This window comes from Ruegeria sp. CDSB113 (assembly GCF_059611045.1).
In genome coordinates this window covers 1-24,164 of record NZ_JBXWOU010000001.1, presented here as the reverse complement: position 1 = coordinate 24,164, position 24,164 = coordinate 1, and the positions used below count along the sequence as shown (strand labels likewise).

The window sequence follows — 24,164 nt, the reverse complement described above, 5'->3', positions numbered from 1 at the left end:
CTAAAGGAGTTCTCCATGAACCGTATGCTGTTTCCCGCTCTCATTCTGGCTGGTCCGGCCATGGCCCATTCGGATACCCAAGTTCACGCTCATGGCAGTGATTACGCCGCGCTCGCAGTTGGGTTGGCTTTGATTGCGATCATCGCCATTACCGTGATTTTGAAGCTGCCGAAATGATCCCGGGGGAGATCATTCCGGCCGAAGGCTCACTGACGCTGAACGCAGGACGCAGCAGCCGTCTTGTTATTGTCGCCAATACCGGCGACCGACCAATACAGGTCGGCAGCCACTACCATTTTTCCGAAGCAAACCCGGCTCTGGATTTTGATCGGTATGCAGCTTTGGGTATGCGGCTGGACATCCCGGCGGGCACTGCGGTGCGATTTGAGCCAGGGCAAACTCGCGAAGTTATGCTGGTGCCATTTGAGGGGCGCCGGCACATCTACGGTTTCAATATGCATATCATGGGGGCTTTGAAAGATGCCGGGCAAGATCAGTCGGAGTGACTATGCCTCCATGTTCGGCCCCACGGTCGGCGACAAAGTACGATTGGCAGATACCGATCTGATCATCGAAGTAGAAAAAGACCTGATCGTGGAGCGTGCAACGGCTGCGCGGTTCAGCGAAACCGGCCACCGCGAAGACGTCTACGGAGAAGAGGTCAAGTTCGGCGGAGGCAAAGTCATTCGCGATGGGATGGGGCAGTCACAGGCCACGCGCGCCGAGGGGGCCGTGGACACAGTGATCACCAATGCTATTATGGTGGATCACTCAGGTATCTACAAAGCCGATGTCGGCCTAAAGGACGGGCGTATCGCCAAGATTGGCAAAGCCGGAAATCCGGATACGCAGCCCGGCGTAGACATCATCATCGGCCCCGGCACAGAGGCCATCGCGGGCGAGGGTCGCATCCTGACGGCTGGCGGGTTCGACAGCCATATTCACTTCATCTGCCCGCAACAGATAGAGGACGCGCTGCATTCTGGCCTGACGACCATGCTTGGTGGTGGCACCGGCCCGGCACATGGCACTCTGGCAACCACATGCACTCCGGGCCCATGGCATATCGGCCGGATGTTGCAGGCGGCGGATGCTTTTCCTATGAATCTTGCTTTTGCGGGCAAGGGAAATGCTTCGCTTCCCGCTGCTCTGGAGGAACAGGTCAGAGCCGGAGCTTGTGCCCTGAAACTGCATGAGGACTGGGGCACGACCCCGGCAGCCATCGACTGCTGCCTTTCGGTCGCTGATGCGATGGACGTTCAGGTGATGATCCACACCGACACGCTCAACGAATCCGGGTTTGTTGAAAATACAATTGCCGCGATAAAAGGGCGTACTATCCACGCTTTTCATACCGAAGGCGCGGGCGGCGGCCACGCCCCCGACATCATCAGAATCTGCGGTGAGGACCATGTCCTACCCTCCTCTACCAACCCGACACGGCCCTTTACGGTGAACACGGTCGAGGAACATCTCGACATGCTGATGGTCTGCCATCACCTCGACAAATCCATCCCCGAGGACGTGGCCTTTGCTGAAAGCCGCATTCGGCGTGAGACCATCGCGGCTGAAGATATCCTGCACGACATGGGCGCGTTCAGCATCATCGCGTCCGACAGTCAGGCTATGGGCCGCGTGGGCGAGGTGTTGATCCGTACATGGCAAACCGCTGACAAGATGAAGAAACAACGAGGCCGTCTGCCGGAGGAATCCGGTAACAACGACAACCTGCGCGTTCGCCGTTACATCGCCAAGTACACGATTAACCCTGCCGTTGCTCATGGCCTCAGCCACGAGATTGGCAGTATCGAGGAAGGAAAACGCGCCGACCTGGTCCTATGGGACCCAGCCTTTTTTGGAGTGAAGCCTGAGATGGTTTTGCTGGGCGGCACCATCGTTTGTGCACAGATGGGTGATCCGAATGCTTCGATTCCTACCCCGCAGCCGGTTTATAGTCGGCCAATGTTCGGTGCCTATGGTCGATCCGTTGAAAACTCGGCCATCACCTTTGTTTCGCAAGCCGCGCTGGCGGACGGGATCGGTGATACACTTGGATTGGCAAAGCAGACTGTCGCTGTCCAAAACACGCGTGAGATTGGCAAACAGGATCTTCTGCTCAACAACGCGACACCTCATGTCGAAGTTGATCCAGAAACCTACGAAGTCCGGGCAGATGGCGAATTGCTGACCTGCCAACCCGCCGAAGTGCTGCCAATGGCACAGCGATACTTTATGTTCTGACTAAAAATTATGCTGCATTGCACCGCGCGCAACCCAGAAATGACCAAACACCCACTTCAAAGTGAGGCCGATATGACAGATATTAATGCCCAAGGGAGGACCAACGTTTACGAGGGTCCAAATGGCACACTCAGCAACACAATCTCACGCACGCTTTTCGCTGCCCGGTCTGATCGCGTCCATCGCAGCATCAGTCTACGGGGCTCTGATCAGTGTGGCCGAAGCTCAATCACGCGTTCGGCAAGTCGAATTCCTGCAATCGCTCAGCGACGAAGAGTTGAAAAAACGCGGCCTATCACGCGAACGGATCGTACATCGGGTATTTTCGGACTCAATCTGGCTCTGACCATTACCGCTACAGAGGAGGTGACGGTATGACCGCCCTGCTCTGCACCGCACGCCGTTACTCGGATCATATGCACGGCGAGTCCGCAGATTGCCTGTCGCTGACTTATGACGATCGATTTTTGCGTCGCAAGGTTCTGACCTGTGAAAGTGGCGAACAAATTCTCGTCGATCTGTCGCAAACGACCTCGTTGAACCACGGTGGCACGTTGGTTCTGGACGACGGTCGCGAAGTGGAAATACAGGCTGCACCCGAAGCACTGCTAGAGGTTTCCGCTTCGGACCTGACACGCGTCGCGTGGCATATCGGCAATCGCCACACGCCGTGCCAGATCGAAAAGGACCGTCTGCTGATCCAGGTCGATCATGTGATCCGAGACATGCTTTTGAAAATCGGAGCCACAGTGCGCGAGGTGCACGAACCGTTCAACCCCGAAGGCGGAGCCTATGGCCATGGCAGGACACATGGCCACGCCCACTGACGCCGATATCCTGACGCTGACCCAGTGGTTATCTCCGGCATACCCTGTGGGGGGCTTTGCTTATTCTCATGGGTTGGAAGCTGCAATTGACGAAGGAGCGGTCGCCAGTTTTCAAAACGCCGAAGCTTGGATTTCAGATGCGCTGGAACACGGATCTGGATGGAATGATGCTCTGTTCGTAGTGTCCGCCTACAACGCGCAGGACAAAGATGAACTTTTTAGCATCGATGCCAAGGCACGGGCTATCTGCGCGTCATCAGAAAGGAAAATGGAAACCGAACTGCTGGGGCAGGCATTCGGGACTGTCACAGGAGATGTCTGGGATTTAGACATCCAACAGCTTTCCTACCCAGTTTCAGTAGGCCACGCCGCGTGTCTGCAAAACCTCCCCCTACTGCTGACGACGAAGATGTATCTACAAGCATTCGCAAGCAACTTGGTCGCTTGCGCAACGCGTCTTGTGCCGCTGGGGCAAACCGACGCTCAGAAACTGATCCGTAATTTGACACCGCAATGTGCTCATATCGCCGAAAAGGCGCAATTGGCAGGTTTAGAAGAACTAAGTTCGACTGCGTTCCTGACGGACATCGCGTCGATGAGACACGAAACACAGTATTCAAGGATATTCCGAACATGAGCAGTATGAACGGCCCTCTTCGCGTTGGCATCGGTGGTCCGGTTGGAGCCGGAAAGACCACATTGACCGCTGCCTTGTCTGAAGCCCTGCGCGATGCTTGTTCAGTGGGCGTCATCACCAATGACATTTATACGCAGGAGGATGCCGAAGCGCTGGTGCGCATGCAGGTCCTTCCCCAAGATCGGATTATCGGCGTCGAAACGGGCGGGTGCCCACATACAGCAATCCGCGAGGATGCATCGATAAACCTTGCAGCAGTTGCTGAAATGCAGGAACGCCATCCCGATATTGATGTCGTTCTGATCGAAAGCGGCGGCGACAACCTGTCGGCTACTTTCAGCCCGGAACTCGCCGACCTTACAATCTATGTGATCGACGTCGCCGCTGGAGAGGAAATCCCGCGAAAAGGCGGACCGGCAATAACAAAATCCGACATCCTGGTCATAAACAAAACCGACCTGGCGCCACATGTTGGCGCTTCACTGGAGGTCATGGAAAGAGATGCAGCCATAATGCGCAAAGGACGGCCTTTTTTGTTCACGTCCCTTCGTCACAAAAAGGGGGTTAGCGCAATTGTTGACCTCCTGGTGAAGCAAGGGGGATGGTGCTGTCAGACATATTCGAACCAGTCGCTTGTAGGCCAGTGACACTGTCCTTTATGCTGTGCCAAGTTCGCGCCACTCGCTAAGAGCGGCGGCACGAGTCAGCTTGAAGGTCTCTCGGCTGGTTAGCGATCTTTCCTAGTTGAAGTGGTTGTATACGGAGGAATGGACGGAGGCGAATTTCTGTAGACTTCGCATGCGCCTGAAACGCTGCATCGCGCGTTCGCGTCGTTGAAACGGAAGATGCGAGTTCTCAACTCGATTGTTGAGCCACCTGCCCGTTTGTTGTTTTTGAGAGCGCCCAAATCTCTGAGCGCCGCCTTGTAGGAAGCGAAACGATCTGTGACGATCTCTTCGGCGCAACCGTGGCGCTTCATCAATTTCTTGAGGAATTTCAGTGCTGCAACCTTGTTTCGGCGTCGTGACAACGGCCTCAAGGACTTCACCTTCGTGATCAACTGCACGCCAGAGATAGTGGCGTTTGCCATTCACCTTCACAAAGACCTCGTCCACGTGCCACTTCCATTTCGAGAACGCGCGCAGCTGCTGCACCCGCTTCCGTCTGATCTCAGCAGCAAACATCGGGCCAATCCTGTTTCACAAATAGCGGATGGTTTCGTTGCTCACCTCAATACCACGCTCATGCAATAGGTCTTCCACGTCTCTAAGGTGGGAACCGAACGTACAGCATTACCGCCAGACGAACGACCTTTAAACTGGTTTTGAAATACTTGAATAGCGATTGCTTAATCTTGCGCGAAGGCTACGAGGGCACCCTGCCCGCTTCAACACAAGTTCTGCTGACTAAACCTTCGGTGGAGCACCTCAGAGGTCGAACGTCCTGAGGATTTCGAAGCGCGGATGGAGGGCCAGAGCAGTAAGGCCTAAAAGGCTCTTCAGCGCCTTGACACTATACTGTTGATTCACCGCGCTGACCAGCTGGATGATCCGAGCTAAGTGGGCCGTGCTCGCGTGTGCATGAATGCAAAGGGCATCATCCGTAAAGAATTCCAGTGACTTCTATTACATGCTCTCTAAACTCCGGGCAGTTGTTAGTCAGAATTGACGTGGGAGTTTGGGCGCAGTTGGGCGACAAAAAGGCATCAGGGACCCCGATAAGTCCCGCGCCATCATCTGCGCCAAGTTCGGAGTTAAGCGCAGCTGATCAACAGGCACGGTTTGAAGCCACCGTTCAGGTGATGCAGGCGATTTCTGTGACCAAGGACGACGTTCAGCCGGTTTGCGATCTGATTGTTGCGCTTGCCAAAGACCTTTGCGACGCTGTTTTTGCTGGTCTGGTTCTTGGACAGGAAGGCGACGCACTTCAGCGGCTCGTGGCCAGTGTCAACCTGCACCCTGACATTCAGCAACTCTGGCGCGACGGCAAATACACGATGGAGCCGGGCAATTCTCTGGTGACTGAAACCATCCTCAGCGGCGAGACCAAACGCGTTGTGGATATGGGAGACACTGATTTCCACAAATCCGGTGATGAGCGGTTCAAGCTGATTGTCGACAAGCATGGGTGCCGCAGCAATCTGTTTGTTCCGTTAAAGGTGGATGGCGGTGCAATCGGATGCTTGATGTTGGCGCGAGACGAGGTGCGGCCCTATACCGACGATCAGGTCAAGCTCGTCGAAACCTTTGCCGCCCAAGCGGTAATCGCCATTGAGAACGTTCGCCAATTTCGCGAATTGCAGATCCGTCTGGCACGCGAAGGTGCCACGCGTGAGGTTCTCGAGACGATTAGCCGATCGCGGGAAGATGAGAGGCCGGTGTTCCAGACGATCCTGGAAAACACCGCCCGGCTTTGCGAAACAGATGTCGCCACACTAAGCCTTTTGAATGAGGCAGGAACCCACCTCGAATATGCGGCTCATTTCGGTGATCAGTTGGCGACCTACGAGGTTGGAGTAGATCGCTGGTCACTCGACTCACACCTCCAGATTGCAGAATCCGTGCGCGAGGCACGCGTTATCCATAATGTAGATCTGCGCCTGACAGACCACTATATCAAAGGCGATCCATGGCGCCGTCAACTTGTAGACGAAGAAGGTGTCCGGTCATTCCTGACGGTCCCATTAATGTCGGCAGATGACACGCCTGTGGGCGTCATCGGGATTTACCGACGTGAAGTTCGGGCCTTTACAGACGACGAGATTTCTTTGGTTGAAGGCTTCGCCGCCCAAGCCGTGATCGCCTTGGACAATACACGACAATTGAATGAGCTGCACACGCAATTGGAGCGTCAGACGGCAACGCAAGAAATTCTAACGGTCATTAGCCAAAGCCGTGATGACGATGCGCGCGTCTTTGATTCAGTGCTTCAGCAGGTGCTGTCAGACCAATTCGAACCAGTCTCTGTTGACCCCTAAATGCCGGAACTTATGCTGAACAAAGTTGGCGCCACTCGGAGAGAGCAGCGGCGCGGTTGAGCTTGAAATTGTCTCTGCTGTAGAGGGCGCGTTCCTGATTGAAATGGTTGTGGACGGAAGAATGAACTGCGGCGAACTTCTGCAAACATCGCATTTGCCTGAAGCGGAGCATCGCACATTCTCGTCGTCGAAATGGCAGATGGGAATTCTCGGCCCGATTGTTCAGCCAGCGGCCGGTCTCTTGCCGACTACCGTTCCCGACAACTCTCATCGCCGCGCCATAAGACCGCAGTTTGTCCGTCACGATGGATTCAGGTTGACCGTAGCGTTTCATTGATTTTCTGAGGAATTTCAACGCAGCTTTGCGGTCACGGCGCTTGGTCACATAACTTTCCAGCACCTCGCCTTCGTGATCCACAGCCCGCCATAGGTAGTGCGTCTCGCCATTGATCTTCACGAAGACCTCGTCCAGATGCCACTGCCAGTTCGAATAAGATCGCATCCGATTGACCCTGTTTCTGCGGATCTCTGCCGCGAATATCGGGCCAAATCTGTTCCACCAATAACGCACAGTTTCGTGGCTGATCTCGATGCCGCGCTCGTGCAAAAGATCTTCAACATTGCGAAGCGAAAGCGGAAACCGAACATACATCATGACGGCCAGACGGATGATCTCGGGGCTCGTCTTGAAGTAGCGAAAAGGGCTGCGTTTTGTCATCCTGCGACGCTAAGTGCTCGCCCTGCCCGCCTCAAGACAAGTTCTTCTGACAGTGCCCTCAATACTGTTGATTCGAAAAAACATCCAAGCTCGATCATAGCCCATACAATTGAGCGCCAGCACTTCTTGTTCATCGGCCAAAGATCCACGCCACTCTCGTTCACCCGCTTCAGTTGCAAGTGGCTTAATTTCTGCAAAAGTTAGTTCGCGTCGTTCCAACAACGATAACCTGGTATAACTATTAAGTTTCGCTGTAGATCAACAATGCTACCGAGCTGCGTAATGTACCGTGCCTCCTCTATTGACACCAACGATAACATGCTCAACCGGACCTGCTTGTTGAATACGCACCACAGCAACGGCACCGTCGCCTTGTGCCACAAGCTCACTCATTACATTTGCCGGGTTAGTTGGTGATTTGAAGCCAAATGGTGCTGAAGGAAGAAGGGGTCGACTCCGGTCTTGGATATGGAATCCATCAGGAAGTTGGGAAAAAATGCTATCATTCAATGCGCAGATCAACCCAATAGGGGCGGTGATCGGAGCCAGTTGCGCTGCAATCCACCCATGCCCTCTCTACTAAATGGACAAATTCGGGAGTGATCAGACAATAGTCCAGTCGCAAAGGCTGTGCAGGTGCGCGATCAGGCGGGTCGGGCCACCACGTAAATCCATTGCCATCGGATCTGTTCTTTGCAACGATCCAGCTGTCCGCAAGGCTGTCCCAGTGTAGGTTATGGCCGGTCGCTATGTCAGGTTCGCCGGTTAAAGCAGTGTATTCAGGACTGTCAGGAACTAAATTGAAATCGCCCAACATAATTGTACTGTGGGGCGCTTTCGGCTCATGTTCACCCTGAGACCAATCCATGGCGTGGAAATTTGCCAACTCGATAGGGTCATGCTTCGGCGGCGATCCGGTCCAAGATCCGCCACGAGCCTGCGCACCCTGATGCAGGGAAATCAGGTACTGCACCTGCAGGAACTTTTCTCGCCGGGACGCAGACGATAAATGCAGAGAATAGACCCGCAGCGGACCGCCCGGGGCGTCCAGGATACATTCCAGCGCACCAGTCTCCATCCCAAGGCTGCAAGCGGTGGCAATCTTGGGTAACAGGTGGCGGCGCACCTCCAAGATGCGGTATTTAGACAGCAACATCACGCCGAACTGGCGACGGCGGTTTTCAACCCTGCCGTCTGTGCAAACGCTGCTGGCGTCCATGTCGAACGCCGGGAAATAACTCCAATGGTAGTCGGGCAGGAAGCCCGCCAATTGTGCTGGCTGGTCTTCCATGCCACTGCGGCGCCAGTTGCGCTCGACCTCTTGCAAGGCGATGATGTCGGCGCCGCGCACTTCATCGGCGATACGAGCGCAGTCATAAACCCCGTCCATACCCAGAGTGTAGCGGATATTGTAGGTGACCAATTTCATGGAACTTCTCAATACAGCGAAGGGTTTTTTTGGGGCCGCCCGCCGCTGTCTACGAGAGCTTTGACTACAGCAGCCAAGTCTTGACCAGAGCGCCGTCGAACATGGTGCCACCACCCGGATCGCCTTCCCAACCGCCGATCTGTTCGCTGACCCCATCGATAAAATCATTAAACATCGGGATTATGGCGCCGCCTTCGTCGCGCACCATCAGACCCATCTCGTGGTAGAGTGATGTACGTTTGATCGGATCAAGCTCTGCCTTGGCCTGCAACAGCAGTGCGTCGAAGTCTTCGCGCTTGAAGCGAGTATCGTTCCAGTCGGCATCCGATTTATAGGCAGTGGAGTACATCTGATCCTGCACCGGACGGCCTGCCCAATAGGACGCGCAGAATGGCTCCTTGTTCCAGACTTCGGACCAGTAGCCATCGCTAGGCACGCGCTGGATCTCAAGCGGGATACCTGCCTTGGCCGCACTTTGCTGATACAGCGCTGCGGCATCCACCGCGCTGGGGAATGCGGCGTCCGACACTTTCAGCACAATCGGTCCATCGTGACCGGATTTTTGGTAGTAATGGCGGGCTTGATCCGGATCAAAGCTGCGCTGCTCGATATCGCCGGAAAACAGCGGATAAGCAGCGTTGATCGGCATGTCATTGCCGACGCTGCCAAATCCGCGCAGCACCTTGTCGACCATCTCCTGCCGATCGACCGCCAGTTTCAGCGCCATTCGCAGGTCGTTGTTGGCAAACGGCGGCGTGTCGGTGTGCATGACAAAGACATAATGGCCGCGACCCGATATGGTCTCGATCCGCAGGCCAGGCGCGCGACCCAGCAACTTGGCGATCTTGGGCGACACCCGGTTGATGAAATGGACCTGACCGCTCTGCAGCGCTGCCGCGCGGGCGGTGTCATCGTTCAGCACCAGGATCTCGATCTCATCGGCGTGGCCGCGGCCCTCGTCCCAATAATTGGCGAATTTTTTGAATGCGTAACGGGTGCCGGCTTCGTTGACCTCGACAGTGTAGGGGCCGCTGCCAATGCCTGCAGCCGGGTGCGCCATACCACCATCCGGCTGAACCACCAGGTGGTAGTCTGCCATCAGGTATGGAAGGTCTGCATTCGGCGTATCCAGGGAAACGCTAAAATAGTCGCCATCCACCTTCATCGACGCGATACCGCGCATGATACCCAGCGCACCGGATTGCGCCTCTTCGTTTGAATGGCGCTGCATGGTCTTAAGTACGTCGTCCGGCGTCAACGTCTTGCCGTTGTGAAATTCCACACCCTTGCGAATCTTGAAGGTCCAGGTTTTTGCGTCATCGCTCGCCTCAACCGATTCCGCCAAGCGGGGAACAATCTCACCCTGCGGGCTGACTTCAACTAATAGATCGCCAAAAGCTGTGAGCACATTGGCAGTGACGGAACTGGCTGACAGCGCCGGATCCAGGCTATCGGTGCTGGCGCCGCCTTGCAGGCCCGCACGGATCAAACCACCCTTTTTCGGACCTTCGGCGCGCACTGCAGAGGCCAGAAGGCTGTTAGCGCTGGCAGCGGCCACACCCAGCGCGCCAAGGCGGCCGATGAATTCTCGGCGGCTTATGAAACCTTTGGCCGCCTGTTTCACATAGTGATTGATGATGTCAGACATGTTTTCCCCTGCTGGCTGCACCGGCCCCAGCAGGGCCATACAGCCTTCTTGTTGTTCATGTGCCCAAGTCAGGGCATTCACAGATTTGTTGGCAGAAAGTGGCTTTATTTACTACGTCCATTTAGATTAAATGTTGCAAACCAATTTGGAGTTCGCACGTGCCAGGGCAAACGAAACATTTTGCGCCGCTGCCATTTTTAAAACTGGATCGCGAGGCTGGCACACCACTCTATCTTCAACTGGTTCAGCACCTGCGCCGGATGATCCAGAACGGGGAAATCAAACCCGGGCAGAAACTGCCCTCAACCCGCTGGCTAAAAGAACACCACGGAATTGCCCGCAGCACCCTTGTCGCCGCATTTGAGCAATTGACCAGCGAGGGTTACCTGCAAAGCCGAACCGGTTCCGGAACTTTCGTCAACCCGGAGTTTCCAGGCCTAAACCCCGGTGTCAGGAACGTGCCGGAAACCATTCTTCCACCAACGTTATCGAAACGCGGACAGGCGGTAACAGAGGGGCTGGATTCATCTTACTTCGATCCGGTCCTGGTGCGCCCCTTCCTGGCCAACATTCCTGCCATAGATCTGTTCCCACACAAGATCTGGGGCCGGATCGAAAACCGAATCCGCAACCGGCTCGACAGTACGATGATGGCCTATGGCCAGCCCGGTGGTTTTGTGCCCCTGCGTGAGGCAATCTGTGATTACGTACTGAACCGGCGCGGCCTGAAATGCAGCCCGAGTCAGGTCATTGTCACTACCGGCTCCCAGCAGTCCCTGAATCTGATTGCTGCTCTGCTGCTAAACCCTGGCGACAAAGTGTTGATGGAGGATCCATCCAGCCCGGTGGTACGGGCTACCTTTCTGGCTCAAGGCGGAGCCGTCGTTCCTGTCCCGGTGACTGAAACCGGTGCAGCCGTTCCGCCTGACGGCCCGAATTCTGATGGGGCACGTCTGGCCTATCTGACACCCTCCTGCCAGTATCCTTTGGGCGCCGTGATGCCGATAGCCCAGCGGTTAGAATGGATGGACTGGACCCGCCGCAATGATGCCTGGCTCATCGAGGACGATCTGGACAATGAGTTTATGTTCGGCGGGCGCCCGGACCCGGCGATCTACTGCGACGACCACCATGCGCGTACCATCTACGTTTCTAGCTTCAACAACGCGCTTTTTCCGTCGCTGCGGCTTGGCTTCATCATTGCACCCCGGGCGCTGGCCAGGCCGCTGATGGCGCTCAGCGCCGTCACTGACCGCGGCCCCAACACCTGGCTGCAGGCGGTGTTGGCAGAATTTATTGAGCAGGGATATTTGAACACCCATATCCGACGCATGCACAGTGCCTATACCCGTCGTCGTAAGGCGATGATTGACAGCTTTGCTCACATTGCCAACCCGCTTGTGAACTTGCACAAGAATACCAGCGGGCTGAGAGTGATTGCAGACCTGCCTGCCAACCTGCCGGATACGGAAATGCTGGATGCGTTGGATGGACACGGCGTGGCGGCCTATGCGCTCTCATATTATTGCATGCAGCGGCGGGACTTGAATGGGCTATTATTGGGTTTTGGCTGCACCCATGAGGAAGACATTCCGACTGCTGTTGCGGGTCTTTGTTCATGCCTCTCTGACTTCAACAGTAATAAAATTTGAGGAAGCAGACTTTCATCTGAACAAAGTGTTACCTTTTTTGGGACTTGAGCATTGTCAGGTTGCTTTCATTTGACTGAGGTTGCCACGCCGAATTGGGTGCTGTCAGACGAATTCGAACTGGTCTCTCCTAGGCCAACATCACTGTCCTTTATACAGTGCAAAGACCGCGCCACTCAGCGAGAGCCGCGGTCCGGATCAGCTTGAAATGGCGCCTTTGTGAAAGGCTGCGATCTTGATTGAAGTGGTTGAAGACGGAAGCGTGAACGGAGACGAATTTCTGCAAACTTCGCATGCGGCGAAAGCGGTGCATCGCCTGTTCCCTTCGTCGGAACAGTAGGTGAGAATTCTCAGCTCGATTGTTTTTCCATCGGCCGGTTTCCTGACGGTCAGCATTGCCGATGACTTTCATCGCAGCACCATAGGACCGGAGTTTGTCCGTTACGATTGCTTCAGGTTTTCCGTAGCGTTTCACGGCTTTACATAGGAGTTTCAATGCCGCTTTACGATCACGACGTTTCGTGACGTAACTTTCCAGCACCTCACCTTCGTGATCGACCGCCCGCCAAAGGTAATGCCTCTCACCGTTGATCTTCACGAAAACCTCGCCCAAGTGCCACCGTCAATTGGAATACGCGCGGAAACAATGGACGCGGTTTCGGCGGATCTCAACGGCAAACAACGGACCAAATCTGTTCTACCAAAACCGGATGGTTTCGTGGCTCACGTCGATGCCTCGCTCATGGAGTAGGTCTTCCACGTTTCGTAACGAAAGTGGAAACCGAACGTACATCATCACCGCTAGGCGGATGATCTCCGGGCTCGTTTTGAAATAGCGAAATGGGGAGCGTTTTGTCATGGGCAGACGCTACGAAACTGCCCTACCCGCCTCAAGTATGTTTTATCTGACAATGCCGTTGTGAACCCACACCGCATGTCGGTCACACCGGCAGCCAGCCAGACGCGCGTGTTCGCCGGGACAGGGATCATGCAGAAAGGCCTCGGATGAGCCGAGCCAATGCTTCGGGATCGTAGCTACCGACAATCCTCAGCTGAGGACCGCCCGCGATGTCGATCTCAATCGCGCTGTGGCCGGATGCGGCATTGGCCGCAAGCGTGGGGGCCGGTTCTTCGCTCAAAGGCCGGTCAACGACCTCAACTGGAAGGAAGCACAGCTCAGGGGCAGTCTGTTCTTCGACAGCCTTCAGAACAGGCACAAATTTTGGATCACGCAACCACTTGTAGATCAGATTGGTGTTCATGGCGTACCGCCGCGCGACCTGCGCTACCGATACCCCCGGCGCGCAGGTTTGCGCACAGATCGACACCTTCTCATCGTCTGACCAGAACCGCTTCTTCTGACCCTTCTTGCTCGCCATATCTGCCATCAAGATGTCCACTTTCAATGGTGGACACTATCGACACACTCTATGGACCGTCAGTGCAGCAAAGGCCGGACGCTTACTACTATCTCCACATCGAGCCGGAAAATTGCTCCGCAGGAGCTGCACTTTTCAAACCCTCCAAGGACGTGCTCGTCCGAATGCGGACGCGCTTGATCGATGATCCGAGCGGCCTGACAGCCATCTTGGACGACCCTGAGTTTAAGAAGACTTTCCCAGACGGAATTGTCACGCGAAAGGCGTTGGGTACTGTGCGGGAAGGCTTTGCAAGTAACGACCCCGCCGCGCCCTTTCTGAAAATGGCTGGCCTGGGATGCCGCAAAGATTTGCCAGACGCTCTGCTGCTTAACGACGAAGTAATCGATCTGCTGATAGAGATCTTCCGCGCCGCCCACCCGCTGGTGCACTACTTCGACTGACTCTGCGCAGAAAGGATTGTGCGAGTGGGGTGTTTTCGTGGGATGGCACTTCATCCGTGAACACAGTCTACGTTCTCGGCAATGCAGGAGCCATCCACACAGGCCCGTCGCTACAACTTCAATCGCAGCGATGCAGCGTTCTCTAAAGAAAGCCGGCGTTGGTCACTAGCAACGTGCGACTCCACTGTGTGGAAGTGAATGAGTGCTTAAATAAGGATATTCTTCCGACAGAAACACATTTGACGCGAAGAAGGTGGATTTTGACCTGACAAACACTGTTTTGTTTTCCGACACCCCTTCCCGTAGATGTGGTGATGCATTCAGCAGGAAGTGAGCCGATCAATGCATAACATCATAGCACGAAGAAACTTCGCTGTCGCGGTAGCCGAAGAGGCGGGCGCGCTTGCACTAGAGTATTTTGCTGCCAGAGACACCTTGGTCATTGATCAAAAGGGCGCGCAGGACTGGGTCAGCGAGGCGGATCGCAACGTTGAAACCTTCATTCGTCAAAAGATTATGAACTCTTTTCCCGATGATGGGATTTATGGCGAAGAACACGCCGAAAAAGCTGGCTCCAGCGGTTTTGACTGGGTGATCGATCCGATTGATGGGACAACGAACTTCGTCAATGGCATTCCGGCCTGGACGATTGTCTTAGCGGGCGTTTCAGACAGTCAGACGCAGGTCGGCGTGATTTTCGAGCCAAACGTTGATGAAACTTACGTGGCGGTTCGAGGCGAAGGTGCCACTTTGAATGGACACGCCATGCAGGTTGCCGCAAGCGTGGAACTTGCAAGTGGAACCGTCTCAATTGGCTATTCGAACCGGGTCGAAGCATCAAAGGTCATTCCGGTGATTGCGGCCCTTGTCGAACGTGGCGCTCTCTATCATCGCAATGCAAGCGGTGCGCTTTCGCTGGCCTATGTCGCGGCGGGACGTCTTTTGGGGTACATTGAAGAGCACATGAACGCCTGGGATTGCCTCGCCGGTCAGTTGATGATTGCCGAAGCAGGTGGCGAGATCGAGGATCAAGACGCCGACGGGATGATCCGGGACGGTGGTCGCGTGATCGCTGGTACGCCAGCTGTGTTTGAGACCTTGAAAATGATCTGCGACGACGCTTGGAACGAATGACGTCTTTCAGGCAATCGGGCGCCACCCGAATTCAGGTTGAAGAGTTTTTATATCCGCGCGCCAGAAGTGGCCTTGCCCAGATTGATCAAACCGCCGGTCGATTTCTTTCCCTGCCAGATGGCACCAAAGCAGTGTTCCGACCGCGCCGTGGGTTACAATGGCCAGGTCTCTTCCGTTGTGGTTATTAACGATTGACAGGACTGTTCGAACGATACGCAATTGAGCGGCATGGGCTGTTTCCCAGCCACGGAAACTGGAATTGGGTGCACCGAAGAAGGTGTCAGCCGCGGACTCGAATATCGAGGGAGGAAGGAATCCAGTAGTGCTTCGGTCGTTCTCTCCCAGTTCAGGATCGGATTTCGCGACCAGCCCCAAAGGCTTTGCAAGGATAGCCGCTGTCTCGGACGCTTTTCGCTCGGTGCTGGACCATATATCTGTCACGCACGACATGGTCTGACTTTGTGCAAACATGTCGGCTCGGGCGCGGCCAATTTCACTCAAACCCCATTCGGTGATCGGTGTCTCAGGTTCGACGACGACCTCCGGGTGAGAGACGACTAAAAGCTTACCCACGTCACCCTTCCGGCAACAGAACGGGGCCACGTTCGGCAAAAGACATTTTGACTTCCGAGCCGATTTCCAGCGGTTCGTCCACGTCGTCCTGCACAGCAAATACCTGCCCGAAGGCACCGGCCAGAGTGTACTCCATCCTCACACCAACATAGGTCGCCTTGGCAACTTTGGCCGGGATGCCGGTATCAGATCCAATCAAAATCCGTGACGGGCGCACGGCCAGCGTTGCTGGTCCTGGTGTTAGACCGCGAGAGGGGAGGGTGTGTTGATAGCTCTCGATCTCGATCTTGGCTAAGCCGCCTTCGACGGAAAGGATAGTGCAATTGATCAGGTTAGCCTCACCAATGAAATCGGCCACGAACCGGTCAACCGGCGCATCATAGAGTTTACGCGGTGTTCCGATCTGAGCGATAGCAGCGTTACGCATGACGACAATCTCGTCTGAAACGGCAAGGGCTTCTTCCTGATCGTGAGTCACATAGACGACGGTCAAACCGAGATCTTGCTGAATGGCACGGATATCTTCGCGCACTTGGCGACGCAGTTTCGCATCGAGGTTTGAGAGAGGTTCGTCAAAGAGCAAAACCTGTGGCTCCAAAACCAATGCACGAGCGACGGCAACGCGCTGTTGCTGCCCGCCGGAAAGTTCGCTTGGCAAACGATTGTCGAAGCCCTTCAGGCCAACCAAGTCTAACCCATGCAGCGCGCGCGATCGGGACTCGCGCTTGTCGAAGCCGGAGAAGGTCAACCCATACATGACGTTTTCTAGCACGCTCATATGAGGAAAAAGCGCGTAGGATTGGAATACCATCGACACGTCACGGTCGGTAGCGGGTAATTTGGTCACGTCTCGGTCGCCGATCAGAATTCGGCCCGAGGTCGCCATTTCCAGACCTGCGATCATGCGCAACGTCGTCGTTTTACCGCAGCCTGAGGGGCCTAAAAGCGTCACCAGTTTGCCCGCTTGGACGTGCAGATCGATGCCATCAACGGCCACCACATCCTTGCCGAACACTTTCGAAACACCGTCGAAACGAACAGGCGCGGCCTTACTTGCAATAGTCGTTTCGGTCATGTCGTTTTCTCTGCTCCGAGTTGTGTACGTCGCCCGATCTGAACACGTCCTACGAGGATTTGTAACATCCCGACTGCCGCCAACATCACGAAGATCAGCGTTGTGGAGTATGCGATTGCAAGACCGTAATCGTTGTTCTCGACCCGACCTATAATATAGCTGGTAGCCATGTCATACTCGGCGGAAACAAGGAATATCACCGCCGAAATCGCCGTCATTGCCCGGACAAAGCTGTAGACCAGCGCAGCCAGGATGGCCGGCCGCAAAAGCGGTAGGATCACACGCCTGAATGTCTGCCACGAGTTCGCACCAAGCGTTAGCGAGGACTCGTCGAGGGATTTGTCCAACTGCGACATCGACGCGATACCCGCGCGAACCCCAACCGGCATATTGCGGAAGATAAAGCTGACGACAAGGATAACGCCCGTGCCAGTGATCTCGATCGGGGGCACGTTGAATGCCAGAATATAGCTGACTCCAATAACCGTGCCGGGAATTGCGAAAGAGAGCATCGTTCCGAATTCAAACGCATTCTTGCCGGCGAAACTTTGCCTTGTCAGCAGATAGGCCGTGACCAACCCCACGGCGGCCGTCAGCGGCGCGGCAATGCCGGCGATGGTGATTGTGGTCCAGAAACTGTCCCAGGCGGCTCCGGTCCAGCGAATACCCTCTTCCTCGAAGCGGACCGAGAAGGCTGTGACGTAGTGTTTGAACGTCAGCGAGTTATCGACGCCCCACAGTTCGACAATACTTCCGTAGATGATCATCCCGTAAACCACAGCCGTGAAAACCGCCCAGGCAACTGCAATGCCCAGAACCGGTATGGCAAGGCCCCTTGGCATCAAGGGATGTACACCCGCGTCGCCCTTGCCGGAAACGGTGGTATAGCTCTTTTTCCCCAACCACGCGCGCTGCGCATAGAAGGCAGAAAGTGTGAAGAACAAAAGCACCATGGCCAGAACAGCAGCCCGGCCCTGATCGTACTGCGCACCGACGATGGCAAAAAATATCTCAGTCGAAAGCACATCGAAGTTTCCGCCCAAGACAAGTGGGTTGCCAAAATCAGCCATGGATTCGATGAACCCCAGCAAAAAAGCATTAGCCAGGCCCGGGCGCATCAGAGGCAGGGACACGGTTTTGAAGGTTTGCCAACGATTGGCTCGAAGGGTTTGGGCGGCCTCCTCCATCGAAGGCGACACTCCTTCTACCACCCCGATCAAGACCAGAAAGGCGATTGGCGTAAATGCCAGTGTCTGAGCGATCAGCACCCCAGGCATGCCGTATAGCCAGCGCGTCGGCTGCACGCCAAAGATCTCGGCAACAAATCTGGTGACCGACCCGGAAAGCCCAAACAGTAGGATCAGTGCCAGACCAATCACGAAAGGCGGTGTGATAATCGGCAAGACCGTCAGCGCGCGCATCCCGCGTTTAAAGCGGAATCCCGACCGTGTGACGACAAGAGCGAAACAAAGGCCAAGCACGGTCGTGATGAAACCCACAAGAATTGCAAGAAACAGAGAGTTCCACGCGGCACCGCATTTGGCACCGGCAAAACAACCCAAGCCCCAAAGTCGGTCATCAAAGAACTTCGAGGCAAAAACCGAAACTGAATAGGCACCATCTTCGGTAACGAAGGCGGCAAACAACATCTTCGCAATTGGAAAGAAGACGAAAACTGTAACAATGGTGATTACGCCACCAATAGCGCTGACGACGAAAACGTCGCCATTTATGGCGCCGCGGGCCGCAATACCCTGAGTTAAAAGGAACAGGAACGCTGTGGCGCAGATCATCGCGCCGTATCCCATGCCGAACTGGCGGATCTTCGGTTCTCCGAACAGCACCTTCATCCAATCGAAATTGAACCCGCGAATGCCAATTGAGAACCCTTGCGCAATCAGCCAGCCAAAACCCAAGGCACCAGCCAAAATCAGGATGCGTGCGTAATGTGGGTCGGACTTCGGTTTACCGAGTACCAACAAAGGCAAAGCAAGCGGGACCAAAAGCGGCGTAAGCCAAAGCTTTTCGCCTTGTCCGATCAGAAAAGCAGCGGGCGCATAGTCTTCGTCGAACGGATATCCATCGACCAGCCATACGAATGACCAAATGCCATCCTCTACCATGAACCATGGCAGCAGGCAGAAACCGATCCACCCGGCAACAATCCAAAAGATCAGAACCGGGTGGTTCGTTTTTGACGTGGTTTCAGTCACTTACTGAGGCAGCACAGAGACCTCTTCGTCCCATTTCTGCAAAAGACGCTTGCGTTCATCTGACGAGCCATACTTTTTGAAGTCATAGTCGATCAGCTTGATCTGGCTCATGTCAGGTGCGCTTTCAGAGGTTTCCGCATTTTTGTTGGACGGAACCTGGAAGGCGTTAACCTCAAGCGCAAGGTTCTGGGCCTCGGGGCTGAGCGCCCAGTCATAGAACTTTTTGGCTTCTTCTTCATTTCGAGCGCCGTCAATGATCGACATCGAGCCGATCTCATAGCCTGTGCCTTCACATGGAGCCACGACCTTGACCGGAAAACCTGATACGGCCTGCTTGACCGCATCATGCATGAATACGATACCGATGGTGTTCTCACCCCGACCGGCGGCCTTGATTGGGGCTGAACCCGACTTGGTGTATTGGTTGATGTTCGAATGTAGGCCCTTCATGAACTCAAAGCCGTCGTCTTCGCCAAATATCTGAACCATCGAGGCAAGCGTCGTATAAGCGGTGCCCGAGGAATTCGGGTTCGCCATTTGCACGTGCCCTTTATACTCGGGCTTCAGCAAGTCTTTCCAACATGCAGGCTCAGGCAAACTGTTCTCGGCCAAGAGGTCGGAGTTGTAGCCGTAGCCGAGTGCGCCTGAATAAATTCCGATGGTTTTGTTACCTGCACTTTCAGCCTGCGAGATCGCCCAGTCGTGAAGCTGGTCACGCATCGGCGACACGTATTCCATCGTCAGGCCTTCTTCGGCCGCTTGCAAATGGGGATCACCGGTACCGCCCCACCATACATCGCCTTTAGGGTTAGAACTTTCCGCGCGAATTTGTGCAAACGTCTCGCCCGACGACTTGCGGGTCATATTGACGTCTATGCCGGTGGCATCCTCGAAACTGCGCGCCATGAGTTGACACCAATCTTCCTGTGCCGAGCAGTAAAACGTCAGCTTCTCAGCTTGGGCCGCACTTACCGAAGCCGCAAATGCTATCAGCGATCCCGCCAGCGTTGTCGTCAGATTTTTCAATTTCTTTCCTCCCCTATGTGTCGTGCCGAAATTCACAGCGCGATACTCGTCAATTCGTCGTTGGAGGCGGTCGCTCAAAGTCGCTAGTGGATCTAATTGCGTTGACCAAATCAATATCCGACCAGCCTCCCAATGACAGAAACAATCTCAACACCGTACTGTTGGTTCTGCAAGGAAATTCCACGAATACCATTATTCTTGCACCGTCAACTTTTGAATCACCAAGCCGGTTTACAGCACCAAGTGAGAGGATCGGGAGCGTATTTTGATGCCGTGTTGTTTAGATTGCCCTTTGCCGAAGCGACCTTTCTCTCCAATGTAGAGCAAGCATAGTATTGCGAATTTTAGGTCTGTTTTTTGCCTGCAATCTGAGTCCCCGTGCGGCTGCAGCGAACTTCCGCTCTCCGCCCTTCGGGTCCAATGGCCAAGGTTTCGCTGGGCGGCTCAAGGCCGACTATCGGCCTCGAACTTTGTTTTCTGTTCTACTGCCTTCTTACCCTCTCTCGATTACGCTCCCGACGTTCGATGTTGATCCGGTGGTCGCGACCCAATGCCCGGTAGAATCCCAGTCCCTTGGACCAGTTTAGAAAATGGGCAAAGCTATCGACCTGATCGTCGTTACGCCCGCGTGGAAAGGACTGAAGCTCTCGTTTGAATACCGGCAGCCAGGGTGCGTCTGCAGGCAGATACACCTTGCCCTCTTCGACAGGACCGCAAGCGGACTGGAACCGAGTTTCCTTGTCCTTGTCGGGTTTAATGCGTTCGTAGCGCCGACGCTCATCACGAAACAGCTCGTCCAGAAGCGGTTTACCGGAGGCCGCATCTTCGATCAAAACACGATCCGGATCCCAAAGGCCGACAAGCTGTAGCGCCTTGGCTTTAAGGTCTGGGTAGTCCACCTGCCCGCGCCAGACGTCGAGAAGGTACCACGCATTTTCTCGGAACCCCCAGGTTGTACAGGCCGAGAAGTCGGACCGGGGATCCGCTGACATGCCCGTATCCCAGCTTTGAACCACCAGTTGGAACCAGCGACGATTTTCGATGGTCTCATAAATACCGAACCACTCCCAGCGAAGGGGCGATCCGTCTGGTGCAATCGGGTTCTGCTGATACTGGCAATTGAACACGGCTGCGCCCATTTCACGGCGCTTGGTATCCAGCGTTTGCTGATCCAGGCGCGACGGGCAAAGGAGATCACCCGGTTTGCGGTGCATGGCCCTTCCACGCCCAAGAGGCACCGTCTCATGTTCTTCGGCGATGGCGGGCAGATTCAGGTGCCGATAGGTACCGCGTTCAAGCAGGTAGCCTGGCGGATCCATCTCGTGCAACCGTTGTGCAACCATAACCACACGCCCTTCGGCCGGGTTGTCAAAGCGCGACAGCAAGGTTCCCTCAATGAACTCCTGTGCCTTGACCAGTTCGGCCTCGGAACTCGCATCACCTGCTTTCAGCAGGTCATCGATGATGATGTAATCAGCGCCATGACCGGTGACAGAGCTGCCGATGGAGACAGCCTTGCGACTGCCTCCCTTTGTGGTGCGGATTTCTTCTGAGGAGTTGCCCTTTTTGGCCAAAACCGTTTCAGGGAACATTTCCCGGTACCAGCGCGCGGACATGATCCGACGACAATCTTCGGAATGCTTGCGCGCCAGATCCAGCCCGTAGCTGGCAACAATAATCTTGGCGCTGGGTGAGTGCCCCAGAAGATAAGCGACATATGCAACGGCCACGGTGACCGATTTCAGGCAACGTGGCGGGATGTTGATGATAAGCCGCTTGTTTTCGCCCTGGCGGACATTGTCCAACTCATGGCACATGGCACGCACATGCCAAGCCGGATCAAAGCTGCGGTCAGTCCCTTGGTGCAGCGTGTCAAACACACGCCACACGAAAGGAAAGAAATTGTCCCGGCAAACCTCGCGAGCGGCTTGCAGGACCATTTTTGGATCAGGAGTCGTCATCTTCCGCCTCCTCGTTTTCCGGACCACCGTCACCGTCCAGTTGGCTGGAAAAGAAATCCCGGAGGATTTCATAGTCAACTGCCTCCGGCCCATTCACTTCAGAGCCAGCCTGTTCGCTCCCATCATCTGGACCGCCGAACAGATCAGCGTCGACCTTTAGAAGCGCCATCAGCAATTTCGTGTCGCCCTTCAACGCACCGGCCGTGAGCCGCTTTGCAATTGCCTCCGCCTTGGAAATCCGAGCTTCGTGGTTGCCTTCGCGGACGGTGATCTTGGCTTCCAGTTCGCGTTTCAAGCTGGCATTCACCCCTTTGGCACCTTTTGGTCGTCCCTTCGGATTGCCGGAGCGGCCTTTCTTGAATTGGGTCGCTTTGGGCGGCTTGCCGTAGCCCACCTCATACTCTTTCGTATCGTCAGACATGATCCACCTCCTGCTCTGAAGTGGCGTCGTTGGCTGCAGAACGCGTATCGAACGTTTGCCCCGTGACAGCATGCACCGCGCTTTCACCGGTCATCTCCTGCCAACGGTGGATGGCGACATCGACGTAAACAGGGTCAAGCTCAATGAGCCGCGCCCGGCGCCCGGTTTTCTCAGCTGCCAGCAAGGTCGCGCCGGACCCGCCAAAAACGTCCAGCACGACATCGCCGCGATGACTTACATCCATCATGGCATCTGCCACCAAAGCTGTCGGCTTCACCGTGGGATGATCAGCGAGATCCGCTTCGCGTCCTGCCCCAAAGCTGTTCACACCCGCATAATCCCAGACATTGGTCCGGTTGCGCCCATGTTTGCCCAGTTCGACATTGTTGATATGCGACGCACCTGGCTTCTTGAAGATCGCAACCAGCTCGTGCTTGGAGCGGTAAAGGCTGCCCATGCCTCCGTTCGTCTTGTTCCAGACGCAGAGATTGATGAGGTCCAATCCACCTGCCTTGCCGGCCGCAATCAACTCTTCAATGTGACGCCAGTCCATGCAGATCATCGCGATGCCCCCGCCCGGCAAGCAGTCAAACAGCCGGTTGTTCACGTCCGAGAGAAAGCCACGGAACTCGCCGTCAGACATTTCTCCGGACGCCATGGCAAACTCGCGATGATCGCCACCGGTGCCACAGCGGACATGCCCATTCACCGGCACATTGTAAGGAGGGTCGGTGAAGACCGTCTGCGGGGTCTCGCCTTCCAGCAAGAGTTCGTAGCTCTGGGATTGCAAGGCATTCCCGCAGAAGATGCGATGATCTCCGAGAACCCAGAGGTCGCCCGGCTGCGTGATTACGGGTGCCGCAGGGTTCGGCGTCTCAACAGATTCCGCTTCAGTCTCCGTGACCTCGCCCGTGCCGTCGATGATAATGTCGATCTCAGGTGTTTCGAACCCGGTGATGCCCAGATCAAAGTCCAGCTCGCCATCAAGGCTGAGATCCATCAGCTCGGCAAACTCGATCTGCAGCGCCGCTTCGTTCCAGTCTGACAATTCCGCCAACTTGTTATCCGCAATGCGCAGAGCGCGCACTTCCGCTTCAGACAAGTGATCCGCGACAACTGTCGGCACAGACTTCAACCCCAGAGCCTTGGCGGCTTCATAGCGGCCATGACCCGCAATGATTGTGCCCGAACCATCCAAAAGGATCGGAGTGACAAAGCCAAACTGGGCCACCGAAGCCTTCAGTTTGTCGATGTTCTTGGCCGCATGTACGCGGTTGTTGTTGGCGTAGGGCTTGATCTGGCTGATCTGAGATTGGACGACTTTGTCCGCCATCCAGATCGGCGTGTTGGACGCCTTGGCGTCGCTCTGTGTTTTTTTGGCAGACATAGCCGCCTCCTTTCGTTTGACGCTCGTTAGCGTCGACAAGAAAGGATCGTGTTGGGAATTCGGAGAGAGCACGACTAGCAACTCTCCGGACCAATCGACCCGGTTCGTTGCCCCTTCGAATGCTCTCGGTCTTATCCGCTTCACAAATGCGGCGCCGAATGCTGCCTGGGAGATGTATTCACCTCCCCGTGGGACCTTGTCCCTTGCAGGGCTGGCTAAAATTTATGCACGGGCTTCTGCAATTGCAACCCCCAGACCGAAAGTAACCAATTAAGATTGTTGACGAATAATCGGGGCACAGCAGCAACGCCCTGCAAAACACATCCCTCTTCGGATTGCCCAAGAAAGAGCTGGACTGTTGCTGTGAACCACGCATCACTGAACCCACGCCCGAGCCATTCGGGCGCTCCTCAGTACCAGGGTTCG

Annotated in this window: 22 protein-coding genes and 3 pseudogenes; 11 read left to right on the top strand and 14 right to left on the bottom strand. The window is 55.3% G+C overall.

Going from position 1 to position 24,164, the window contains the following annotated elements; all coding sequences use genetic code 11:
- Nucleotides 1-15: 15 nt before the first annotated feature.
- The 7 genes from AC2FIS_RS00125 to ureG all read left to right on the top strand — a co-directional run bounded on the left by AC2FIS_RS00125 (nucleotide 16) and on the right by ureG (nucleotide 4,352).
- A complete protein-coding gene (locus AC2FIS_RS00125; protein WP_496760643.1) occupies nucleotides 16-177 on the top strand; it encodes a hypothetical protein in 162 nt (53 codons plus the stop codon).
- Nucleotides 174-506 carry an urease subunit beta gene (locus AC2FIS_RS00120; RefSeq protein ID WP_058276343.1) on the top strand — a complete coding sequence of 111 codons (333 nt, stop codon included), beginning with the start codon at nucleotides 174-176 and terminating at the stop codon, nucleotides 504-506. Before AC2FIS_RS00125 ends, AC2FIS_RS00120 begins: the two co-directional genes overlap by 4 nt.
- On the top strand, nucleotides 481-2,241 hold the full coding sequence (ureC, locus tag AC2FIS_RS00115) for an urease subunit alpha (protein WP_496771525.1): 1,761 nt from the start codon (nucleotides 481-483) through the stop codon (nucleotides 2,239-2,241). Before AC2FIS_RS00120 ends, ureC begins: the two co-directional genes overlap by 26 nt.
- A gap of 121 nt (nucleotides 2,242-2,362) precedes the next feature.
- Nucleotides 2,363-2,587, top strand: coding sequence for a DUF1127 domain-containing protein (locus AC2FIS_RS00110; protein ID WP_282150763.1), 225 nt, complete (start codon nucleotides 2,363-2,365; stop codon nucleotides 2,585-2,587).
- Nucleotides 2,588-2,615: 28 nt separating this feature from the next.
- Entirely contained in the window at nucleotides 2,616-3,068 is a 453-nt protein-coding gene (locus AC2FIS_RS00105) for an urease accessory protein UreE (protein ID WP_282150762.1), read from the top strand.
- Nucleotides 3,052-3,705, top strand: coding sequence for an urease accessory protein UreF (locus tag AC2FIS_RS00100; protein WP_496771524.1), 654 nt, complete (start codon nucleotides 3,052-3,054; stop codon nucleotides 3,703-3,705). The genes AC2FIS_RS00105 and AC2FIS_RS00100 overlap by 17 nt, the downstream gene beginning before the upstream one ends.
- Complete coding sequence (ureG, locus tag AC2FIS_RS00095) at nucleotides 3,702-4,352, top strand: urease accessory protein UreG (protein ID WP_496771523.1); 651 nt, start codon at nucleotides 3,702-3,704, stop codon at nucleotides 4,350-4,352. The genes AC2FIS_RS00100 and ureG overlap by 4 nt, the downstream gene beginning before the upstream one ends.
- Nucleotides 4,353-4,361: 9 nt before the next feature.
- Here ureG and AC2FIS_RS00090 read toward each other — a convergent pair.
- Nucleotides 4,362-5,058, bottom strand: a pseudogene (locus AC2FIS_RS00090) (IS6 family transposase).
- A gap of 463 nt (nucleotides 5,059-5,521) precedes the next feature.
- On the opposite strand from AC2FIS_RS00090, the gene AC2FIS_RS00085 reads away from it, so the two are divergent.
- The gene (locus tag AC2FIS_RS00085) at nucleotides 5,522-6,682 is read left to right on the top strand and encodes a GAF domain-containing protein (RefSeq protein WP_496771522.1); all 1,161 of its coding nucleotides are present in this window, start codon (nucleotides 5,522-5,524) and stop codon (nucleotides 6,680-6,682) included.
- Nucleotides 6,683-6,692: 10 nt separating this feature from the next.
- Here AC2FIS_RS00085 and AC2FIS_RS00080 read toward each other — a convergent pair whose 3' ends face one another.
- From AC2FIS_RS00080 to AC2FIS_RS00070, 3 genes are all read right to left on the bottom strand, one after another.
- The gene (locus AC2FIS_RS00080; protein ID WP_496771521.1) at nucleotides 6,693-7,400 is read right to left on the bottom strand and encodes an IS6 family transposase; all 708 of its coding nucleotides are present in this window, start codon (nucleotides 7,398-7,400) and stop codon (nucleotides 6,693-6,695) included.
- A 502-nt stretch (nucleotides 7,401-7,902) separates the two neighbouring features.
- Nucleotides 7,903-8,829 (bottom strand): endonuclease/exonuclease/phosphatase family protein, encoded by a 927-nt coding sequence (locus AC2FIS_RS00075; RefSeq protein WP_496771520.1) that lies wholly within the window; start codon nucleotides 8,827-8,829, stop codon nucleotides 7,903-7,905.
- 64 nt (nucleotides 8,830-8,893) lie between these two features.
- A complete protein-coding gene (locus tag AC2FIS_RS00070; protein ID WP_496771519.1) occupies nucleotides 8,894-10,477 on the bottom strand; it encodes an ABC transporter substrate-binding protein in 1,584 nt (527 codons plus the stop codon).
- A gap of 158 nt (nucleotides 10,478-10,635) precedes the next feature.
- On the opposite strand from AC2FIS_RS00070, the gene pdxR reads away from it, so the two are divergent.
- Nucleotides 10,636-12,129 (top strand): MocR-like pyridoxine biosynthesis transcription factor PdxR, encoded by a 1,494-nt coding sequence (gene pdxR, locus AC2FIS_RS00065; RefSeq protein WP_496771518.1) that lies wholly within the window; start codon nucleotides 10,636-10,638, stop codon nucleotides 12,127-12,129.
- A gap of 148 nt (nucleotides 12,130-12,277) precedes the next feature.
- Here the strand turns inward: pdxR and AC2FIS_RS00060 are convergent.
- The 3 genes and pseudogenes from AC2FIS_RS00060 to tnpA all read right to left on the bottom strand — a co-directional run bounded on the left by AC2FIS_RS00060 (nucleotide 12,278) and on the right by tnpA (nucleotide 13,514).
- Nucleotides 12,278-12,985, bottom strand: a pseudogene (locus AC2FIS_RS00060) (IS6 family transposase).
- A gap of 56 nt (nucleotides 12,986-13,041) precedes the next feature.
- A pseudogene (locus tag AC2FIS_RS00055) lies at nucleotides 13,042-13,116 on the bottom strand (IS66 family insertion sequence element accessory protein TnpB); the annotation flags it as partial.
- Nucleotides 13,113-13,514, bottom strand: coding sequence for an IS66-like element accessory protein TnpA (gene tnpA / locus AC2FIS_RS00050; RefSeq protein WP_496771517.1), 402 nt, complete (start codon nucleotides 13,512-13,514; stop codon nucleotides 13,113-13,115). The pseudogene AC2FIS_RS00055 and the gene tnpA, both read right to left, overlap by 4 nt.
- Before the next feature lie 17 nt (nucleotides 13,515-13,531).
- Here tnpA and AC2FIS_RS00045 point away from each other — a divergent pair, with 17 nt between their 5' ends.
- Nucleotides 13,532-13,948: a DUF2461 family protein gene (locus tag AC2FIS_RS00045; protein ID WP_496771516.1), complete on the top strand. Its 417-nt coding sequence runs from the start codon at nucleotides 13,532-13,534 to the stop codon at nucleotides 13,946-13,948.
- A gap of 342 nt (nucleotides 13,949-14,290) precedes the next feature.
- Nucleotides 14,291-15,082, top strand: a complete 792-nt coding sequence (locus tag AC2FIS_RS00040) for an inositol monophosphatase family protein (RefSeq protein WP_496771515.1) — start codon at nucleotides 14,291-14,293, stop codon at nucleotides 15,080-15,082.
- Nucleotides 15,083-15,088: 6 nt separating this feature from the next.
- Here the strand turns inward: AC2FIS_RS00040 and AC2FIS_RS00035 are convergent, their stop codons facing one another.
- From AC2FIS_RS00035 to AC2FIS_RS00005, 7 genes are all read right to left on the bottom strand, one after another.
- The gene (locus AC2FIS_RS00035) at nucleotides 15,089-15,655 is read right to left on the bottom strand and encodes a histidine phosphatase family protein (protein ID WP_496771514.1); all 567 of its coding nucleotides are present in this window, start codon (nucleotides 15,653-15,655) and stop codon (nucleotides 15,089-15,091) included.
- A gap of 1 nt (nucleotide 15,656) precedes the next feature.
- A complete protein-coding gene (locus tag AC2FIS_RS00030) occupies nucleotides 15,657-16,730 on the bottom strand; it encodes an ABC transporter ATP-binding protein (protein WP_496771513.1) in 1,074 nt (357 codons plus the stop codon).
- A complete protein-coding gene (locus tag AC2FIS_RS00025; RefSeq protein WP_496771512.1) occupies nucleotides 16,727-18,943 on the bottom strand; it encodes an ABC transporter permease in 2,217 nt (738 codons plus the stop codon). Before AC2FIS_RS00025 ends, AC2FIS_RS00030 begins: the two co-directional genes overlap by 4 nt.
- On the bottom strand, nucleotides 18,944-19,969 hold the full coding sequence (locus AC2FIS_RS00020; protein WP_496771511.1) for an ABC transporter substrate-binding protein: 1,026 nt from the start codon (nucleotides 19,967-19,969) through the stop codon (nucleotides 18,944-18,946). It lies immediately after the preceding gene.
- Nucleotides 19,970-20,451: 482 nt separating this feature from the next.
- Nucleotides 20,452-21,930 carry a phage terminase large subunit gene (terL, locus tag AC2FIS_RS00015; RefSeq protein WP_496771510.1) on the bottom strand — a complete coding sequence of 493 codons (1,479 nt, stop codon included), beginning with the start codon at nucleotides 21,928-21,930 and terminating at the stop codon, nucleotides 20,452-20,454.
- The gene (locus tag AC2FIS_RS00010; RefSeq protein WP_496771509.1) at nucleotides 21,917-22,351 is read right to left on the bottom strand and encodes a DUF5681 domain-containing protein; all 435 of its coding nucleotides are present in this window, start codon (nucleotides 22,349-22,351) and stop codon (nucleotides 21,917-21,919) included. The genes terL and AC2FIS_RS00010 overlap by 14 nt, the downstream gene beginning before the upstream one ends.
- Nucleotides 22,344-23,738 carry a site-specific DNA-methyltransferase gene (locus AC2FIS_RS00005; RefSeq protein ID WP_496771508.1) on the bottom strand — a complete coding sequence of 465 codons (1,395 nt, stop codon included), beginning with the start codon at nucleotides 23,736-23,738 and terminating at the stop codon, nucleotides 22,344-22,346. Before AC2FIS_RS00005 ends, AC2FIS_RS00010 begins: the two co-directional genes overlap by 8 nt.
- Nucleotides 23,739-24,164 lie beyond the last annotated feature (426 nt).

Excerpts from the sequence above, each read along its gene's own strand:
- tnpA (WP_496771517.1), bottom strand. The coding sequence starts at position 13,514 with ATGGCAGATATGGCGAGCAAGAAGGGTCAGAAGAAGCGGTTCTGGTCA.
- terL (WP_496771510.1), bottom strand. The coding sequence starts at position 21,930 with ATGACGACTCCTGATCCAAAAATGGTCCTGCAAGCCGCTCGCGAGGTT.
- AC2FIS_RS00125 (WP_496760643.1), top strand. The coding sequence starts at position 16 with ATGAACCGTATGCTGTTTCCCGCTCTCATTCTGGCTGGTCCGGCCATG.
- AC2FIS_RS00070 (WP_496771519.1), bottom strand. The coding sequence starts at position 10,477 with ATGTCTGACATCATCAATCACTATGTGAAACAGGCGGCCAAAGGTTTC.
- AC2FIS_RS00100 (WP_496771524.1), top strand. The coding sequence starts at position 3,052 with ATGGCCACGCCCACTGACGCCGATATCCTGACGCTGACCCAGTGGTTA.
- AC2FIS_RS00040 (WP_496771515.1), top strand. The coding sequence starts at position 14,291 with ATGCATAACATCATAGCACGAAGAAACTTCGCTGTCGCGGTAGCCGAA.
- AC2FIS_RS00120 (WP_058276343.1), top strand. The coding sequence starts at position 174 with ATGATCCCGGGGGAGATCATTCCGGCCGAAGGCTCACTGACGCTGAAC.
- AC2FIS_RS00010 (WP_496771509.1), bottom strand. The coding sequence starts at position 22,351 with ATGTCTGACGATACGAAAGAGTATGAGGTGGGCTACGGCAAGCCGCCC.
- AC2FIS_RS00005 (WP_496771508.1), bottom strand. The coding sequence starts at position 23,738 with ATGTCTGCCAAAAAAACACAGAGCGACGCCAAGGCGTCCAACACGCCG.
- ureG (WP_496771523.1), top strand. The coding sequence starts at position 3,702 with ATGAGCAGTATGAACGGCCCTCTTCGCGTTGGCATCGGTGGTCCGGTT.
- AC2FIS_RS00080 (WP_496771521.1), bottom strand. The coding sequence starts at position 7,400 with ATGACAAAACGCAGCCCTTTTCGCTACTTCAAGACGAGCCCCGAGATC.
- ureC (WP_496771525.1), top strand. The coding sequence starts at position 481 with ATGCCGGGCAAGATCAGTCGGAGTGACTATGCCTCCATGTTCGGCCCC.
- AC2FIS_RS00110 (WP_282150763.1), top strand. The coding sequence starts at position 2,363 with ATGGCACACTCAGCAACACAATCTCACGCACGCTTTTCGCTGCCCGGT.
- AC2FIS_RS00105 (WP_282150762.1), top strand. The coding sequence starts at position 2,616 with ATGACCGCCCTGCTCTGCACCGCACGCCGTTACTCGGATCATATGCAC.
- AC2FIS_RS00075 (WP_496771520.1), bottom strand. The coding sequence starts at position 8,829 with ATGAAATTGGTCACCTACAATATCCGCTACACTCTGGGTATGGACGGG.
- AC2FIS_RS00030 (WP_496771513.1), bottom strand. The coding sequence starts at position 16,730 with ATGACCGAAACGACTATTGCAAGTAAGGCCGCGCCTGTTCGTTTCGAC.
- AC2FIS_RS00045 (WP_496771516.1), top strand. The coding sequence starts at position 13,532 with ATGGTGGACACTATCGACACACTCTATGGACCGTCAGTGCAGCAAAGG.